The 16,885-nt window shown below is 63.5% G+C and carries 14 protein-coding genes; 10 read left to right on the plus strand and 4 right to left on the minus strand.

Annotated elements, in window-relative coordinates; translation table 11 throughout:
• Positions 1–43 precede the first annotated feature (43 nt).
• Both ybaL and pbpG read right to left on the minus strand, forming a co-directional pair.
• Positions 44–1,786 (minus strand): YbaL family putative K(+) efflux transporter, encoded by a 1,743-nt coding sequence (gene ybaL / locus HW090_RS09110; RefSeq protein ID WP_179113224.1) that lies wholly within the window; start codon positions 1,784–1,786, stop codon positions 44–46.
• Between the two features lie 351 nt (positions 1,787–2,137).
• Complete coding sequence (gene pbpG / locus HW090_RS09115; RefSeq protein ID WP_179113225.1) at positions 2,138–3,064, minus strand: D-alanyl-D-alanine endopeptidase; 927 nt, start codon at positions 3,062–3,064, stop codon at positions 2,138–2,140.
• A gap of 310 nt (positions 3,065–3,374) precedes the next feature.
• Here pbpG and HW090_RS09120 point away from each other — a divergent pair, with 310 nt between their 5' ends.
• Positions 3,375–3,578: a PA3496 family putative envelope integrity protein gene (locus HW090_RS09120; protein ID WP_179113226.1), complete on the plus strand. Its 204-nt coding sequence runs from the start codon at positions 3,375–3,377 to the stop codon at positions 3,576–3,578.
• Here the strand turns inward: HW090_RS09120 and HW090_RS09125 are convergent.
• Positions 3,526–4,494: a LysR family transcriptional regulator gene (locus tag HW090_RS09125; RefSeq protein ID WP_179113227.1), complete on the minus strand. Its 969-nt coding sequence runs from the start codon at positions 4,492–4,494 to the stop codon at positions 3,526–3,528. The two genes, HW090_RS09120 and HW090_RS09125, sit on opposite strands and share 53 nt — an antisense overlap.
• A 206-nt stretch (positions 4,495–4,700) precedes the next feature.
• On the opposite strand from HW090_RS09125, the gene HW090_RS09130 reads away from it, so the two are divergent.
• Both HW090_RS09130 and oadA read left to right on the plus strand, forming a co-directional pair.
• The gene (locus HW090_RS09130; protein WP_179113228.1) at positions 4,701–6,116 is read left to right on the plus strand and encodes an acetyl-CoA carboxylase biotin carboxylase subunit; all 1,416 of its coding nucleotides are present in this window, start codon (positions 4,701–4,703) and stop codon (positions 6,114–6,116) included.
• Between the two features lie 99 nt (positions 6,117–6,215).
• A complete protein-coding gene (oadA, locus tag HW090_RS09135) occupies positions 6,216–8,021 on the plus strand; it encodes a sodium-extruding oxaloacetate decarboxylase subunit alpha (RefSeq protein WP_179113229.1) in 1,806 nt (601 codons plus the stop codon).
• A gap of 39 nt (positions 8,022–8,060) precedes the next feature.
• On the opposite strand, the gene HW090_RS09140 is transcribed toward oadA, so the two are convergent.
• Positions 8,061–9,047: an AraC family transcriptional regulator gene (locus HW090_RS09140; protein WP_179113230.1), complete on the minus strand. Its 987-nt coding sequence runs from the start codon at positions 9,045–9,047 to the stop codon at positions 8,061–8,063.
• Positions 9,048–9,301: 254 nt separating this feature from the next.
• Between HW090_RS09140 and HW090_RS09145 the strand changes: the two genes are divergently transcribed.
• From HW090_RS09145 to ubiB, 7 genes are all read left to right on the plus strand, one after another.
• Positions 9,302–11,239 carry a TonB-dependent receptor domain-containing protein gene (locus HW090_RS09145; RefSeq protein ID WP_179113231.1) on the plus strand — a complete coding sequence of 646 codons (1,938 nt, stop codon included), beginning with the start codon at positions 9,302–9,304 and terminating at the stop codon, positions 11,237–11,239.
• Positions 11,240–11,479: 240 nt separating this feature from the next.
• Positions 11,480–12,508 (plus strand): alcohol dehydrogenase AdhP, encoded by a 1,029-nt coding sequence (gene adhP / locus HW090_RS09150; RefSeq protein ID WP_179113232.1) that lies wholly within the window; start codon positions 11,480–11,482, stop codon positions 12,506–12,508.
• A gap of 192 nt (positions 12,509–12,700) precedes the next feature.
• Entirely contained in the window at positions 12,701–13,144 is a 444-nt protein-coding gene (locus tag HW090_RS09155) for an Rpn family recombination-promoting nuclease/putative transposase (RefSeq protein ID WP_179113233.1), read from the plus strand.
• 62 nt (positions 13,145–13,206) lie between these two features.
• A complete protein-coding gene (locus HW090_RS09160) occupies positions 13,207–13,713 on the plus strand; it encodes a PD-(D/E)XK nuclease family transposase (RefSeq protein ID WP_179113234.1) in 507 nt (168 codons plus the stop codon).
• A gap of 124 nt (positions 13,714–13,837) precedes the next feature.
• Positions 13,838–14,608, plus strand: a complete 771-nt coding sequence (ubiE, locus tag HW090_RS09165) for a bifunctional demethylmenaquinone methyltransferase/2-methoxy-6-polyprenyl-1,4-benzoquinol methylase UbiE (protein ID WP_179113235.1) — start codon at positions 13,838–13,840, stop codon at positions 14,606–14,608.
• Positions 14,608–15,231 carry an SCP2 domain-containing protein gene (locus HW090_RS09170; protein WP_179113236.1) on the plus strand — a complete coding sequence of 208 codons (624 nt, stop codon included), beginning with the start codon at positions 14,608–14,610 and terminating at the stop codon, positions 15,229–15,231. Before ubiE ends, HW090_RS09170 begins: the two co-directional genes overlap by 1 nt.
• Entirely contained in the window at positions 15,228–16,841 is a 1,614-nt protein-coding gene (gene ubiB / locus HW090_RS09175; protein ID WP_179113237.1) for a ubiquinone biosynthesis regulatory protein kinase UbiB, read from the plus strand. Before HW090_RS09170 ends, ubiB begins: the two co-directional genes overlap by 4 nt.
• Positions 16,842–16,885 lie beyond the last annotated feature (44 nt).

The raw sequence follows: 16,885 nt of genomic DNA on the forward strand, positions 1-16,885 counted from the left end.
CCAACGGCAAGGCCACAACCGCGTGGCATATACCTAATAGAGATCAGGCCGCCGAACCGTGATGACCGTGGCCATTCGGTTGCGGCTCGTCCTCGGCGGGGGCGAATTTAGACAGGATGTGCGCCTTCATACCGCGCGCCAGTTCCTCTTCGTCGAAGAACACCTGGCCCAGGCCTTCCTTGCGGAAGATTTCCACCGCATCAGGACTGTGGGTACGAATGACCACTTCGATATCCGGGTTCAGCGTCCGCGCGATTTCCACCATGGGCAGCACGTTCATCGGATCGGGCGTCGCGATCACCAGCATCGCCGCATCGGCGATGTGCGCCTGGATCAAGGTTTCCGGCGCAGCCGAATCACCACTGACCGCCGGGATGCCCTCGGCACGAATCTGCTCCACCCGCTCGCGGTTCTGCTCGACCACCACGAAGGGAATGTTGCGCTCGCTCAGGGTACGGGTGATACGACGGCCGACACGGCCATAACCGACCACCACGACCTGGCCTTCCAGGTACTTGCGCTCGGTGCTCATCGGCAGCACGGCCAGGTGGTCTTCGCGCTGCTCCAGTTTGCGTGCGAAGGCGGAACGGCGCAGCGCCAGCTCCTTGAAGGGTTTGATCAGGCCGAATACCGCCGGGTTGAGCGCGATGGAAATTAGCGCGCCGGCCAGTACAAGGCTGAGGCCTTCCTGCGGCATCAGCCCCAGCGCCAGCCCCAGGCCGGCAAGGATGAAGGAGAACTCGCCGATCTGCGCCAGACTCGCCGCCACGGTCAGGGCGGTATTCAGCGGATAGCGCAGCGCCAGCACCAGCACGGCCGCCGCCACAGTCTTGCCGACCACGATGATGCCGACCACCGCCAGCACATGGAGCGGCTCCTCGACCAGCACCATGGGATCGAACAGCATGCCGACCGAGACGAAGAACAGCACCGCGAAAGCATCACGCAGCGGCAGGGATTCCTCGGCGGCGCGGTGGCTGAGGTCGGACTCACGCATCACCATGCCGGCGAAGAACGCCCCCAGCGCGAAGGACACCTGGAACAACGCGGCTGCGCCGTAGGCGATGCTGATGGCGGCGGCGATCACCGACAGGGTGAACAGCTCGCGCGAGCCGGTCTTGGCCACCTGCAGCAGCAACCAGGGCAGCACGCGCCGTCCCGCGACCAGCATCACCACGATGAAACCGGCCACCAGCAACAGCGTCTTGCCCAGGGTGTACCACAACGGATGCGCGGCGGCCTCCGGCTGCACAGTGCCGCCCAGCACGCCGGCCAGCGGCGGCAGCAGGACCAGCACCAGTACGGTCGCCAGGTCTTCCACCACCAGCCAGCCGACCGCGATACGGCCATTCATCGAGTCGAGGATGCCACGCGATTCCAGCGCCTTGAGCAGTACCACGGTACTGGCGCAGGACAATGAAAGTCCGAAGATCAGCCCCGCGCCGAAGCTCCAGCCCCACCACATGGCGATACCCAGGCCCAGCACGGTCGCCAGCCCCATCTGCACCACGGCACCGGGCACGGCGATCTTCTTCACCGCCAGCAGGTCGTTCAGGGAAAAGTGCAGGCCGACGCCGAACATCAGCAGCATCACGCCGATCTCGGAAAGCTGCGAAGCCAGCTCGATGTCAGCGACGAAACCCGGTGTCGACGGGCCCAGCAGGATGCCGGCACAGAGGTAGCCGATCAGCGCCGGCAACTTCAGCTTCTCGGCGATGAAGCCGAAGATCAGCGCCAGGCCGAAGCCCCCGGCCAGAGTGGTGATAAGCGAGATATTGTGTTCCATCAGGTTTCCTCTGGCGGTCATGCGCGGCGCGGTGACCCGGCATCTGGCACGTGGTTTTCAAGGCGCCTCAAGTGGAAAAGGCAACACATCGGACAGGGCCGGCATACCCATACATCCTGCTCGGCCAGACGGATCGCTGATGGTCGAGCCGTCTTCCGGCACCTGCATGGGGAAATCGTGTTCAACGCCGCTTGGCCGATACACGGCCAATCACGAACAGGTTATAAGTTCTTTAGTGAATAACTAAAAACCTGCTTAGATCAAGAAAAATATGCGGCGGTACGGCTCATGACAGGCAATTAATGCGCCAACCCGCGCACTCGCACAATCCCCTCGCCGTACACCACGCCGTCACTGCGCGAGCTTGCCAGCCGAAGCACTCATTTGTTGCGCCCGCAGTGCCTGCCGCTGCTTCTTGTAGCTCAGGGCCGCTGCGGCCACCGGCGTGGCCTTGCCGCTTTCCAGCCATTTCTTCAGGCGGCTGGCATCGGCCATATGGGTGTACTTGCCAAAGGCATCCAGTACCACGAACGCCACCGGCTTACCGTCCATGACCGTACGCATCACCAGGCAATGGCCGGCATCGTTGGTGAAACCGGTCTTGGTCAACTGGATATCCCAGCCGGCCTTGCGCACCAGGCCATTGGTGTTGCGAAAACCCAATGTGTAGTTGGGCTTGCGGAAGGCTACGGTCTTGTCGTCGGAAGTACTGAGTTGCTCCAGCAGCGGGTATTGCCGCGAGGCCCGCAGCAACCGGACCAGGTCATTGGCGGTGGAAACGTTGCGACTGGACAGCCCGGTCGGCTCTACATAGCGCGTCTGGCTCATGCCCAGCACCCGCGCCTTGGCGTTCATGGCCTCGATAAAGGCGTCGTAGCCACCCGGGTAATGGTGGGCCAGGCTGGCCGCCGCACGGTTCTCGGAGGACATCAATGTCAGCATCAGCATCTCGCGGCGGCTGATCTCGCTGCCAATGCGTACCCGCGAGAACACGCCCTTCATCTCCTTGGCATCGCGGATGGTGATCGGCAGGCGCTCATCGAGGGGCAGCTTGGCATCCAGCGCCACCATCGCGGTCATCAGTTTGGTTACCGAAGCGATCGGCACCACCAGGTCAGGTTGGCTCGCGTAGAGCACCTTGCCACTGTTCAGGTCCACCAGCAGCGCGCTGGAGGAAGCCAGCTCCTGGGTTACCGGCGCGGGCGCCGCCATGGAAACGGGAGACGCTGCGGCCACACAGCACAACAACAGGCCAGCCAAAGACGTACGGATATTCACTGGAAATAGACTCGAAAATGAAGAGAAGGTGAAAAACCATGGCCCCTCATGTACGCCATGGCTTACCAGAGGCTGCAATTTACTCTCAAAAAATTGCCTGGAGAAATTTTTGACGTCATGACCGCGATACCACTCGACAACAGCAGCCTGTAAAGACCGCGCCCCCGTTCTTGGAAAAGCCGTCTGACCCGGTGGTTTGCGACGAACGGCAGCGAAGATCAGCATTGCCGCGCCGATCTGCAAAGAACCTGTCATCAACCGGTCATACCCCGCCGCCACATTGAAGGCTCTTCATTGTGGAGAACACGTCATGACCACCAGCCAAGCCCATACATTCGCCCATGACCGCCGCACCCGCCGCCAGCAGGAAGACCTGCAGCGCATGCAGTTTCGCCGCGCCATCGAGGATTATTGCGAACGGCAGCGCCTGAGCCGCGAGATCAGCGACTTCGGCGATCTCTTCACAATGGAATGCCTGCCTCCGGCGAGGGAGCCGTACCGGCAAAGCGCGTAGCCAGCGCGCCGATCTGCGCCCGCTCCTCACGGATGAAGCCGAAGAATGCCTGGGCCACCGGGCTCAGGCGCTTGCCCCGCGCATGCACGACGCACCAGCTACGCAGCAATGGCAACTCGGCGACCGGCAGTTCGCACAGCAGGCCATGGCGCAGCTCCAGATACACCGAGTGACGGGGCAACAGCGCCAGCCCGAGCCCAGCCAGCGCGGCCTCGCGCTGGGCATCCAGGGAGCCGATCTCCAGCACCTGAGGGAAATGCGCCCGCTGCTGGTGGCAATACTCTTCGCAGGCGCGGCGCGTGCCCGAGCCCTTCTCGCGCACCAGCAAGGGAAAGGGCGTCAGGTCCTGCAGGCTCAGTTCAGCCCTGGCGCACAGCGGGTGCCCCGGCGGCGCAACGGCCACGATCGGGTTGTTGAGGAACGGCATGAAATCCAGCGCCATGTCCTGCGGCACCTGGCTCATGATCAGCAGGTCGTCGCGGCTCAGACTCAAGCGTCGCACCGCCTGGGCATGGTTGACCACTGCCAGATTGAGGCTGACATCGGGGTATTTGCGACGAAACGCGGCGAACAGGTGAGGAATGAAATACTTCGCACTGGACTCCACGCACAGGTCGAGCTGCCCCTGTAGCGAGCCCTGCAAGTCCGATAGCTGCATATCCAGGTTTTCCAGGCGGTCGAAGATATCCCCGCTGGCCCGCAGCAAGGCTTCGGCAGCCTCGGTCAGGTAGAGCTTCTTGGCCACGTACTCGAACAGCGGCTGGCCGATCAACTCCTCCAGTTGACGTATCTGCAGGCTGACCGCCGGCTGGGTCAGCGCCATCTCCTCGGCGGCACGGCTGTAGGAGCGGCTCTCGCACACCGCACGAAACACCTGCAACTGCCGCAACGTGATGCGCATCAGGCTTTTTCGCATTGCTCTCCCCCTTTCCCGGAGCGCCAGAGGCCTTTTGGCACGCGGCTCGCGCGAATATATAAGTTTTTACTTATCCATAATCAAACAATTATTCATTTTCGATAATCACCCCAGCAGGAGTAGGGTAAAAAACCTTACGCCGACCCGGCGCATGAACCACCGACCCGATCCATGGGTCACCTGCTCACTGATCCGAGGACAACAACGTGATCAAGAAGCTGCTGATCGCCAACCGAGGAGAGATCGCCGTTCGTATCGTGCGTGCCTGCGCCGAGATGAACGTCCGCTCGGTGGCCGTCTACTCCGAAGCAGACCGCCACGCCCTGCACGTCAAGCGTGCCGACGAAGCCCATTTCATCGGTGAAGACCCGCTGGCCGGCTACCTGAACCCGCGCAAGCTGGTCAACCTGGCGGTGGAAACCGGTTGCGACGCCCTGCACCCCGGCTATGGATTCCTCTCCGAGAACGCCGAGCTGGCGGAAATCTGCGCCGAGCGCGGCATCCGCTTCGTCGGGCCGTCCGCCGAAGTGATCCGCCGCATGGGCGACAAGACCGAAGCACGCCGCAGCATGATCAAGGCCGGCGTACCGGTCACCCCCGGCACCGAAGGCAACGTCGCCGACCTCGCCGAAGCGCTGCGCGAAGGCGACCGCATCGGCTACCCGGTGATGCTCAAGGCCACGTCCGGCGGCGGCGGCCGTGGTATCCGGCGCTGCAACAGCCGCGATGAACTGGAACAGGCCTACCCACGGGTGATTTCCGAGGCGACCAAGGCATTCGGCTCCGCCGAAGTGTTCCTGGAAAAATGCATCGTCAATCCCAAGCACATCGAAGCCCAGATACTGGCCGACAGCTTCGGCAATACCGTTCACCTGTTCGAGCGTGACTGCTCGATCCAGCGCCGCAACCAGAAGCTCATCGAGATCGCCCCCAGCCCGCAGCTCACCCCCGAACAGCGCGCCTACGTCGGCGACCTGGCGGTGCGTGCGGCCAAGGCAGTGGGCTACGAGAACGCCGGCACCGTGGAGTTCCTGCTCGCCGATGGCGAGGTGTACTTCATGGAGATGAACACCCGGGTGCAGGTGGAACACACCATCACCGAGGAAATCACCGGCATCGATATCGTCCGCGAGCAGATCCGTATCGCCTCCGGTCTGGAGCTGTCGGTCAAACAGGAAGACATCCAGTACCGTGGCTACTCGTTGCAGTTCCGCATCAATGCCGAAGACCCGCGCAACAATTTCCTGCCCTGCTTCGGCAAGATCACCCGCTACTACGCCCCCGGCGGCCCCGGCGTGCGCACCGACACGGCGATCTACACCGGCTACACCATTCCGCCCTACTACGACTCCATGTGCCTGAAGCTGGTGGTCTGGGCGCTGACCTGGGAAGAAGCCCTGGCACGGGGCTCCCGCGCGCTGGACGACATGCGCGTGCAAGGGGTCAAGACCACGGCCACCTATTACCAGCAGATCCTGGCCGATCCGGATTTCCGCAGCGGGCGCTTCAACACCAGCTTCGTTGACGAACACCCGCAACTGCTGAACTACTCGATCAAACGCAAGCCGGGCGAACTGGCCCTGGCCATCGCCGTCGCCATCGCCGCGCATGCCGGCCTATAACGCAGCGGCAAGCTACAAGCCAAAAGCTACAAGTGAGAGCGTCTGTGCTTCTTCTTGTGGCTTGAAGCTTGGAGCTTGCAGCTGCAGAGGAGAGATTTGATGAGCAAGAAAATCCACGTCACCGACACTATCCTGCGCGACGCCCACCAGTCGCTGATCGCCACCCGCATGCGCCTGGAAGACATGCTGCCGATCTGCGAAAAGCTCGACAAGGTCGGCTACTGGTCGCTGGAAGTCTGGGGCGGCGCCACCTTCGACGCCTGCGTGCGCTTCCTCAAGGAAGACCCGTGGGAGCGCCTGCGCAAGCTGCGCGCAGCCCTGCCCAATACCCGCCTGCAAATGCTGCTGCGCGGGCAGAACCTGCTCGGCTACCGTCACTACAGCGACGACGTGGTGGAAGCCTTCGTCGCCAAGGCCGCCGAGAACGGCATCGATGTGTTCCGCATCTTCGACGCCATGAACGACGTGCGTAACCTGGAAACCGCCATCCGCGCGGTGAAGAAGAGCGGCAAGCACGCCCAGGGCACCATCTGCTACACCACCAGCCCGGTGCACACCATCGAAGCCTTTGTGGAGCAGGCGCGGACCATGCGCGACCTGGGTGTCGACTCCATCGCCATCAAGGACATGGCCGGCCTGCTCACCCCCTACGCCACCGGCGACCTGGTGCGCGCGCTGAAGGCGGAAATCGGCCTGCCGGTGTTCATCCACTCCCACGACACCGCCGGCGTCGCCAGCATGTGCCAGCTCAAGGCCATCGAGAATGGCGCCGGGCACATCGACACGGCCATTTCCAGCTTCGCCTGGGGCACCAGCCATCCCGGCACCGAGTCGATGGTCGCGGCGCTGCGCGGCACCGAATACGACACCGGCCTGGACCTGGAACTGATCCAGGAGATCGGCCTGTACTTCTATGCCATCCGCAAGAAGTACCACCAGTTCGAAAGCGAATTCACCTCCGTGGACACCCGCGTGCAGGTCAACCAGGTGCCGGGCGGCATGATGTCCAACCTGGCCAACCAGTTGAAGGAACAGGGCGCGCTGAACCGCATCAACGAAGTGTTCGCCGAAATCCCACGGGTGCGCGAAGACCTCGGCTTCCCACCGCTGGTCACCCCCACTTCGCAGATCGTCGGCACCCAGGCGGTGTTCAACGTGCTCGCCGGCGAGCGCTACAAGACCATCACCAATGAGGTGAAGTACTACTTGCAGGGCCGCTACGGCAAGGCGCCGGGCACCATCGACAAGAAACTGCAACTGCAGGCCATTGGCGGTGAGGAAATCATCGACGTGCGCCCGGCCGACCTGATCCCGCCGGAACTGGACAAGCTGCGCGCGGAAATCGGCGGCCTGGCCACATCGGAAGAGGACGTACTGACCTACGCCATGTTCCCCGACATCGGGCGCAAGTTCCTCGAAGAGCGTGAGGCCGGCACCCTGGTTCCGGAAGCGCTGCTGCCCATCCCCGACGGCCAATCCCAGGGGGCCAGCGGCCAGGGCGTGGCGACCGAGTTCGTCATCGACGTGCACGGCGAGAGCTACCGGGTCGATATCACCGGCGTCGGCGTCAAGGGAGAGGGCAAACGCAACTTCTACATCTCCATCGACGGCGTGCCGGAAGAAGTGGTGGTCGAGCCGCTCAACGACTTCGTCGGCGGTGCCGGTGACAAGCGCAAGCAGGCCAGCGCGCCGGGCGACGTCAGCACCAGCATGCCGGGCAACATCGTCGACGTGCTGGTCCAGGTCGGCGACACCGTCAAGGCGGGCCAACCGGTGCTGGTCACCGAGGCAATGAAGATGGAAAGCGAAGTCCAGGCGCCCATCGCCGGCACCGTCAAGGCCGTGCACGTGGCCAAGGGCGATCGCGTCACCCCCGGCGAAGTGCTGGTGGAAATCGACGCCTGACCCTGTAGAAACGGGCCGGGATCACCCGGCCCGCTACCGCTACAGACGGGTGCGGACCTGGCGCGGCGACAGCCCGAACTGGCGCTTGAAGGCCGTGGCGAAGTTCGCCGCACTGCTGTAGCCGGCCAGCCAGGCGGCCTGTGCCACGCTGACGTCCTGCCGCTCCAGCGCATCGCGCGCCAGGCGCAGTTTGCGCCCGCGCAGGTATTCGAAAATGGTCATGCCCTGTGCTGCCTTGAACTGCACTTGCAGGGTATTGGCATTGACACCCACCTCCCGCGCGATCGCCTCCAATGTCCACTGGCTGCCCGGCTCACTGTCCAGCAACTCGACCACACGGCGAATGCGCAACTGCTCGCAGGGCCGTAGCGCACGGGCCGAATCACCCTGACGCTGGCCGATGACCGCCAGCACCTCGGCGGCGATCTCCAGGCTGCGACTCTCCAGGTGCAAACGGTCGAGCAGGCCGTTGTAGCAGGACAAGCCAAGCATCTGCTCCGCCATCGCCAGCAGGCGGGTCGACGGCTTCCAGGCCAGATTGGCCAGGTGCCGGCGACTGAACGCCAGCACCTCCTGATAACCGCCCAGGCCGCTCAACCCACCGCTCTCGAACCACTCCGGCGCCAGGCTCACCACCACCTTGCGCACATGGGCGCCACGCCGCGAGTCGCGCACGAACAGGTCCGGCTCGGCCAGGGCGACCGCCACCACTTCATTATGCAGGCGCCCGCTATTGCAGCGCCTGGGACCGAAATCGAAACGCTGCGAGCCGTACTGCACCGAGCAATTGCCTTCGAGGAACAGCACCACATTCAGGCACGGGCGTATCTGCGCGTGGGTGCGGAAGGTGTTGAGCTCCAGGCAATCGGAGTAATGCAGGAACAACCCCTCGCGCAAGCACACCCATTCGAGGCGCCCCTCGAACATGCGGTCATCCATGTCGGCTTCACGCCTGACTACCTGCAGGCGCGGGCTGATCTGGCTGGCCAGCTGTGACTGGCGAACCAGGCGGACATCACTGCTCATCGTATCTCCAGGCCATCAGTCGCATGGCTTGCCTGTGAAATGCCCTCGCACACGCGCTTCCCTGGCGGGACGAAACTGGTGGAATCAAAGCTTTTACTTGTTTGGGCAAACCTTTGCCAAAAACCCCCATGGCAAAATTTGCGACAAACAAGCGAATGAGAATTCCTTTTATAAACGCCTGCCATTTTCCCTCATTACGCCTGTTCTGCAACCGTCCGGTTGCCGCTCCCAACACTGCACACTTCGGAAGCCCCATGCACAGCATTCCCAGACACCGCATCTCCCTGATCGCCGCCGCCATCACGCTGTTCTGCGGCAGCGCCGTGGCCGCCCCCTCGGGTGGCAGGATGGTCCTCGACTCCAACCTGGTGATCACCGCCAGCCAGACCGAAAAGACCGAGCTGAGCGCCCCGGCCAGCGTCACCGTGATCTCCCGCGAGCAGTTCAAGGACCAGCCGGTCAACGACCTCTCCGACATCCTCAAGCGGGTGCCGGGCGTGCACATCAATGCGCGTTCGACCTATGGCCGCAATGAAATCAAGATCCGCGGCATGAACGCCGAGTACACCCTGCTGCTGGTCAACGGCCGCCGCGTCAACTCGCGCGACGCACTGACCGCCGCCTATGCCAACGACTTCGACCTGTCCTCGATCCCGGTCGCCGCCATCGAACGCATCGAAGTGATCCGCGGCGCCATGTCGTCGCTGTATGGCGCCGATGCCCTGGGCGGCGTGGTCAACGTCATCCTGCGCCAGCCGGGAGATGCCTTCGAAGGCTCGGCCAGCCTGCAATTCGACGCACCGACCGAGGGCAAGGGCGGCGACACCAGCAAGACCGGCGTCTACCTGGGCGGCCCCCTGGTCGATGGCAAGCTGCTCGGCAATGTCTCCCTTGAAGGCATACGCCGCTCCGCCTGGCAGACCGGCGAGAGCGTCAATCGCAACTCGGATGCACTGGAAGAGCGCGGCAAGGTCGGCATGCTGGGCAACCTGAAATGGCTGCTCAGCGATAGCCAGGACATCGACGCGGACCTCTCCGTCAGCCGTGACAAACGCACCGCCGACTGGAACAACAACAAAACCACGCCACGCAATATCCAGGAGATGGAGCGGGTCGCCTTCGGCCTCGGGCATAACGCCCGCTGGCAGGATTTCGATACCCGCGTGCGCTACTACCTGGAGCGCTCCGAACTGCGCGACGACTCCGAGTTGAACCTGCGCGTAGTCGACATCGAACAACTCAACCAGACCTTCGACGCCCAGGGCACCGCCTACCTCGGCCGGCATACGCTGACTTTCGGCGGTGAATACCGCACCACTTACCTGGACAACGGCATGAACCTCGCCAATGGCGCTGTCGATGTGCACCAGAGCGCACTCTATGCCCAGGACGAAATCGCCCTCGGCGACCTCAGCCTGACCCTCGGCGCACGCCTCGACGACCACCAGCACTACGGCAACAAGGTCAGTCCACGCGCCTACCTCAACTATCACCTCACCCAAAACTGGGTGATTAAGGGCGGCGTCTCCAAGGCGTTCAAGGCGCCGACCATCGCCCAGTCCGACCCCGACTACGTCATTTCCAGTTGCCGTGCCAAGTGCAGCCTGGCCGGCAATGCCAACCTGACCCCGGAAACAGCCACCAGCTACGAAATCGCCACGCTCTACCAGGGCAACGCCTGGGGCGGCGGCGTGACGCTGTTCAACAACGACATCGAGGACATGATCCTGGCCGACACCTGGAACAATCAGGTCGGTGCCCGCCTGACCTATCGCAACGTCAACGAAGCGCGCGTGCGGGGCGTGGAAATGTCGCTCTGGCGCGACCTGAACGACAGCCTCAGCCTCAGCGCGGACCTGACCGTGCTGGATGCCCGTGACCGGGAAACCGACAAGGAACTGACCCTCACGCCCAAGCGCACCTTCAACAGTCGCCTGGACTGGCACCCACGCAACGACCTGTCGACCTTCCTCGCCTACCAGTACACCGGGCGCCAGTACGTGCGCACCGGCGAACGCTCATCCGGCTACGACACGGTCGACCTCGGCCTGGTCTATTCGGGACTGCGTGACACCGAACTGTCGCTGGGCATCACCAACCTGACCAACAGCAAGCGCGACGACACCGCCGTGTCCTACGACTACATCATGAAGAGTCGCAGCCTGCAGGCCGGCGTCACCTACAACTTCTGATGCCCCACAGGGCCGCCGTCATGGCGGCGGCCCTGCCTCTCCCTTCCCCACCTCCCGCCTCATCGCCGAACTTCCCTCAACCGCTCTGCGACGATACGTACAGCCATTCTGCAACAGGCTTTGCGCCATACTGCCCAATACGTGCAAAAGCCTGCAGACACGACTGAATCGCGTTTATAGTACCTGCTCGGGCCAAGGCCTGTCGGACACACTCTCGAACCAAACCATAGGAGTCGTCACATGGAAACCACCATGAAAGCCGCGGTACTACGGAAATTCGGAGCACCACTGCAGATAGAGGAAGTGCCGATCCCTCGCCCAGGACCGGGCGAACTACTGGTCAAGATCGCCGCCTGCGGCGTCTGCCACACCGACCTGCACGCCGTCGAAGGCGACTGGCCGGTCAAGCCAAACCCTCCCTTCATCCCCGGCCACGAAGGCGTCGGCCATGTGGTGGCGGTCGGCAGCGGGGTTACCCACGTCAAGGAAGGCGACCGTGTCGGCATTCCCTGGCTGTACTCCGCCTGCGGCCATTGCGAGCACTGTCTGGGCGGCTGGGAAACCCTCTGCGAGAGCCAGCAGAACGGTGGCTACTCGGTCAACGGCGGCTTCGCCGAATACGCCCTGGCTGACGCCGGCTACGTCGGGCGGTTGCCGGACAACGTCGACTTCATCGAGATCGCGCCGATCCTCTGCGCCGGCGTCACCGTCTACAAGGGCCTGAAGATGACCGACACCCGCCCCGGCCAATGGGTGGTGATCTCCGGTATCGGCGGCCTCGGCCACGTGGCCGTGCAATACGCCAAGGCCATGGGCCTGAACGTGGCAGCGGTAGACGTCGACGACGACAAACTGGAACTGGCCACCCGCCTGGGCGCCGAAGTGGTGGTCAACGCCCGCAACACCGACCCGGCCGCCTACCTGAAGCAGCAGATCGGCGGCGCCCACGGCGCACTGGTCACCGCCGTCTCACCCATCGCCTTCCAGCAGGCCATGGGCATGACCCGCCGTGGCGGCACCATCGCCCTCAACGGCCTGCCGCCAGGCGAGTTCTCGCTGTCGATCTTCGACATGGTGCTCAACGGCACTACGGTACGTGGCTCCATCGTCGGTACCCGCCTCGACCTGCAGGAAGCCCTGGACTTCGCCGGCGAAGGCAAGGTCAAGGCGACCGTCAGCAGCGACCGGCTGGAAAACATCAACGACATCTTCGGCCGCATGCACAAGGGCCAGATCAACGGCCGCGTGGTGCTCGACCTGAGCCTCTGACCCGCTATCCGCCGCAACACCATAAGCGGCACGCTGCAACCTGGAAGCCATGAATGCGCAATGCATAAACCGGCTCCTGGCTGCAGCCTGCCGTACCAGGCACCGATTTCCCGATTCGAGAACGGCTTCACGGTTTCCCGGCACCCCGAGCGGTAGAGTTCCCCCCCTCACAACCGACCAAGGATGCCTGCCGTGCCCGGCACGTCGCTGCTCGACCCGAAGAACGACTTCGTCTTCAAGAGACTGTTCGCCTCCGCACCGGACCTGCTGACCGACCTGATCAACTGCATACGTAGCGATAGCGATGAGGCGCCAATCGCCGTGGTGGAGATACTCAACCCGCACATCGCACCGGAGGATCTGCATGGCAAGTTCATCGTCCTCGACCTGCTGGCCCGCGATTCGCAGGGCCAACTCTACGATGTCGAAATGCAGGTACGCCGTCATGCCGGCTATGGCCTGCGCAGCCTCTACTACCTCGCCCGCACACTGGGCCAGCAACTGAGCAGAGGCGAGCACTACAGCAGCCTGAAACCGGTGATCGGTATCCACCGGAGAACCTGTTCACGATCTCGCGAGCTAGAGTCCTGCAAGGCAAAAACAGGCGAAAAAGCGCAGTTTACAAACGGTAAATGAGCATTTTGAGCCTGTTTTTAACGCAGCAGGGCCGACGCGCAGCAGATCGTGAACAGGTTTTGATGGATTTCGAACTGCTCCCCGAAGCACAGGCCCATTGGCACTTCAACTTGCGTGACCGGGAATACCCTGGCGTCTCGCTCGAAGGGCTACACTTGCACCTGATCGAGCTGCCCAAGGCCGCCCGCCAGGCAGCGACTGGAGCGACAGGCCTGGCTGACTGGATCAGCTATTTCGAACACTGGCAGGAGGACAGCGTCATGCAGGACATTCAGCATCCCCCGGTGAAAGATGCCCTGGAAAGACTCCAGGGCCTCTCCAATGACACCGAAGAGCGCTACCGCGCCCTGGCCCGCGAGCGTGCGCTGCTGGACGAAGCCTTCTACATGGACGGCGCACGGATGGAGGGCGGCAGAGCCATCCTGACTAAACAGCTGAACCTGAAATTCGGCGCTTTGCCGACACCTGCACAGCAACGATTGCAGGCGGCCAGCGCCAGTGAGCTGGAGCAATGGTCCGAGCGCATCCTTTTCGCCGAGACGCTGGAAGACATATTCGCACCAGCCTGAACACAGGCCCGAGCACCGCTCCATCGCGGAACCGCCGGACACACCGGGCCTGCGTACAAATGCCTTGGGGTCTGTCGGGGCTTTTCGGTTTAGAATGCCGCGACATTCTTCCGGCGACAGTGACATGACCGATCCCCGCAAAGAACACGACGCAGAACCCACCACTCACTTCGGCTACCAGAGCGTGCCGGAAAGCCGCAAGGCGGAGAGAGTGGCCGAGGTATTCCACTCCGTCGCAGCCAAATACGACCTGATGAACGACCTGCTTTCCGGCGGCATGCACCGACTGTGGAAGCGCTTCACCATCGAGCTGTCCGGTGCCCGTCATGGCAACCGCATACTGGATATCGCGGGCGGTACCGGCGACCTGGCGCGGCAGTTCTCGCGCATCGTCGGGCCTACCGGCCAGGTGGTACTGGCCGATATCAATGCCTCGATGCTCAAGGTTGGGCGTGACCGCCTGCTGGACAAGGGCGTGGCCGGCAATATCGAGTTCGTCCAGGCCGACGCCGAGAAACTGCCCTTCCCGGACAACCACTTCGACGTGGTGACCATCGCTTTCGGCCTGCGCAACGTGACGCACAAGGATGAGGCCATCCGTTCCATGCTGCGTGTGCTCAAGCCCGGTGGCCGGCTGCTGGTGCTGGAGTTCTCCAAACCGTCCAGCGCCCTGCTGTCCAAGGCCTACGACACCTACTCGTTCAATGTCATGCCGCTGATCGGCAAATTGGTGACCAAGGACGCCGAGAGCTATCGCTACCTGGCCGAGTCGATCCGCATGCACCCGGACCAGGAAACCCTCAAGGGCATGATGCACGAGGCCGGTTTCGAGAACGTCACCTACCACAACATGACCGGCGGCATCGTCGCCCTGCACCGGGGCATCAAGCCCTGATGTTGCGCAGCGCCCTGCTGGCCAGCGCCGAGCGCGTCATCGAGCAGGCCCTGCGCCTGGACGCGACGGCCCTGCCACGCCTGGCCAGGCTGGCCGGCAAAGTGATCGAGGTACGAGCCTCGTCACCGGGCTGGACACTGTTCCTGCTGGCCGATGCCCAGGGGCTGCGCCTCGCCGAACACTGGGAAGCACCCGCCGACTGCCGCTTGATCGCCCCCACCGCCAGCCTGCTGAAACTGGCCCTGGAGCGGGACAAGAATGCCGTCCTGCACGGGCCGGATGTCACCCTCGAGGGTGACAGCGGCCTGCTGCTGAGCCTCTCGGCCATCCTCCAGGACCTCGAACTCGACTGGGAATACCCGCTCAGCCAGTGGATCGGTCCGCTCGCCGCGCAATTCATCGGCAGCGGCCTGCGCAGCCAGGCGACCTGGGCCGGAGACAGCCTCGCCAGCCTGCAACGGAGCCTGGCCGAGTACCTGGCCGAAGAGTCGCGCACCCTGGTCGGGCGCAATGAAGCCGAAAGCCGTTTCAACCAGTTGGACGAACTGAAGCTTGCCCTCGACCGGCTCGATGCCCGGGTCGAGCGCATCCACCGCAACCTGAACACAGAACCCCACGCATGAAGCTGTTCGCCGCTCTCCGTCGTCTGTTGCGCATCCTGCTGGTGGTAATTCGCTACCGCCTGGATGACATCATCCTCGACCTGCCCATGCCCTGGTGGCTGCGGGCAAGCAGCTACCTGCTGCCCTGGCGCTGGCTGCCGCGCCGCCCCAGCGAACTGAACCGTGGTACGCGCTTGCGCCTGGCGCTGGAAGGCCTCGGGCCGATCTTCATCAAGTTCGGCCAGTTGCTCTCGACCCGCCGCGACCTGCTACCGGCAGACATAGCCGACGAACTGGCGCTGCTGCAAGACAAGGTCCCTCCGTTCGATCCGGCTCGTGCCAAAGCCCTGATCGAACAGCAACTCGGCGCGCCGGTCGGCCAGTTGTTCGCCCGCTTCGAAGAACAGCCGCTGGCCTCCGCCTCGGTCGCCCAGGTGCACGCGGCACGCCTGCACAGCGGCGAGGAAGTGGTGGTCAAGGTGATCCGGCCGAACCTGCGGCCCGTCATCCAGCAAGACATTGCCTGGCTGTTGCTGCTGGCCCGCAGCGCCGAACGCGCCTCCATCGAGGCCCGTCGCCTGCACCTGATCGAGGTGGTGGAAGACTACGCCCGCACCATCTACGACGAACTCGATCTGCTGCGCGAAGCGGCCAACTCCAGCCAGCTCAAGCGCAACTTCGAAGGCTCGGACCTGCTCTACGTGCCTCAGGTGCATTGGGACTATTGCCGTCCCCAGGTGCTGGTGATGGAGCGCATCTACGGCATCCCGGTCACCGACATGGCGGCACTGGCAGCGCAGAAAACCGACATGCGCGCACTGGCCGAGCGCGGCGTGGAAATCTTCTTCACCCAGGTGTTCCGCGACAGTTTCTTTCACGCCGACATGCACCCCGGCAATATCTTCGTCAGCCGCGAACAGCCCTGGAACCCGCAATACATCGCGGTGGACTGCGGCATCGTCGGCAGCCTGACCCCGGAAGACCAGGACTACCTGGCGCGCAACCTGATGGCCTTCTTCAAGCGCGACTACCGCAAGGTCGCGCAATTGCACATCGACTCCGGCTGGGTACCGGCGCAGACCAAGGTCAACGAATTCGAGGCGGCGATCCGCACCGTCTGCGAGCCGATCTTCGAGAAACCGCTGAAAGACATCTCCTTCGGCCAGTTGCTGGTGCGCCTGTTCCAGGTCGCACGCCGCTTCAACATGGAAGTGCAGCCGCAACTGGTACTGCTGCAAAAGACCCTGCTCAACATCGAGGGCCTGGGCCGCGAGCTATACCCGGAGCTGGACCTGTGGACCACCGGCCAGCCGTATCTGGAACGCTGGATGCGCCAGCGCATGAGCCCGCGCCAGGTGCTGAAGAACGTGCAGTCGCAGATCGAACAATTGCCACACCTGGCCAGCATGAGCCGCGACCTGCTCGAACGCCTCTCCAACCCGCACACCCACAACGCCCCCGTGCCCTGGCGCGAACGCCAGCACGGCTGGCCGCTGCGCCTGACCGGTGCAGCCCTGCTGGCTGCTGGTGCACTGCTGCTGGCGGGCGCCCTCGACGACCTGGGCAACCTGGCGCTATGGCCGGCCTGGCTGATGCTGGCGGCGGGGACTTTCATCGTCGTACGCCGATAGCCAGCGCCCGGCAGGACTGGCACACTTGCGCCACCGACTGGAGG

The organism is Pseudomonas sp. ABC1, assembly GCF_013395055.1.
GTDB lineage: Bacteria > Pseudomonadota > Gammaproteobacteria > Pseudomonadales > Pseudomonadaceae > Stutzerimonas.

What these genes read in the sequence shown, in the direction of transcription:
- oadA (WP_179113229.1), top strand. Translation starts at nt 6,216, where the DNA reads ATGAGCAAGAAAATCCACGTCACCGACACTATCCTGCGCGACGCCCAC.
- HW090_RS09170 (WP_179113236.1), top strand. Translation starts at nt 14,608, where the DNA reads ATGTTGCGCAGCGCCCTGCTGGCCAGCGCCGAGCGCGTCATCGAGCAG.
- ubiB (WP_179113237.1), top strand. Translation starts at nt 15,228, where the DNA reads ATGAAGCTGTTCGCCGCTCTCCGTCGTCTGTTGCGCATCCTGCTGGTG.
- HW090_RS09120 (WP_179113226.1), top strand. Translation starts at nt 3,375, where the DNA reads ATGACCACCAGCCAAGCCCATACATTCGCCCATGACCGCCGCACCCGC.
- HW090_RS09125 (WP_179113227.1), bottom strand. Translation starts at nt 4,494, where the DNA reads ATGCGAAAAAGCCTGATGCGCATCACGTTGCGGCAGTTGCAGGTGTTT.
- HW090_RS09140 (WP_179113230.1), bottom strand. Translation starts at nt 9,047, where the DNA reads ATGAGCAGTGATGTCCGCCTGGTTCGCCAGTCACAGCTGGCCAGCCAG.
- adhP (WP_179113232.1), top strand. Translation starts at nt 11,480, where the DNA reads ATGGAAACCACCATGAAAGCCGCGGTACTACGGAAATTCGGAGCACCA.
- HW090_RS09145 (WP_179113231.1), top strand. Translation starts at nt 9,302, where the DNA reads ATGCACAGCATTCCCAGACACCGCATCTCCCTGATCGCCGCCGCCATC.
- ybaL (WP_179113224.1), bottom strand. Translation starts at nt 1,786, where the DNA reads ATGGAACACAATATCTCGCTTATCACCACTCTGGCCGGGGGCTTCGGC.
- ubiE (WP_179113235.1), top strand. Translation starts at nt 13,838, where the DNA reads ATGACCGATCCCCGCAAAGAACACGACGCAGAACCCACCACTCACTTC.
- HW090_RS09160 (WP_179113234.1), top strand. Translation starts at nt 13,207, where the DNA reads ATGGATTTCGAACTGCTCCCCGAAGCACAGGCCCATTGGCACTTCAAC.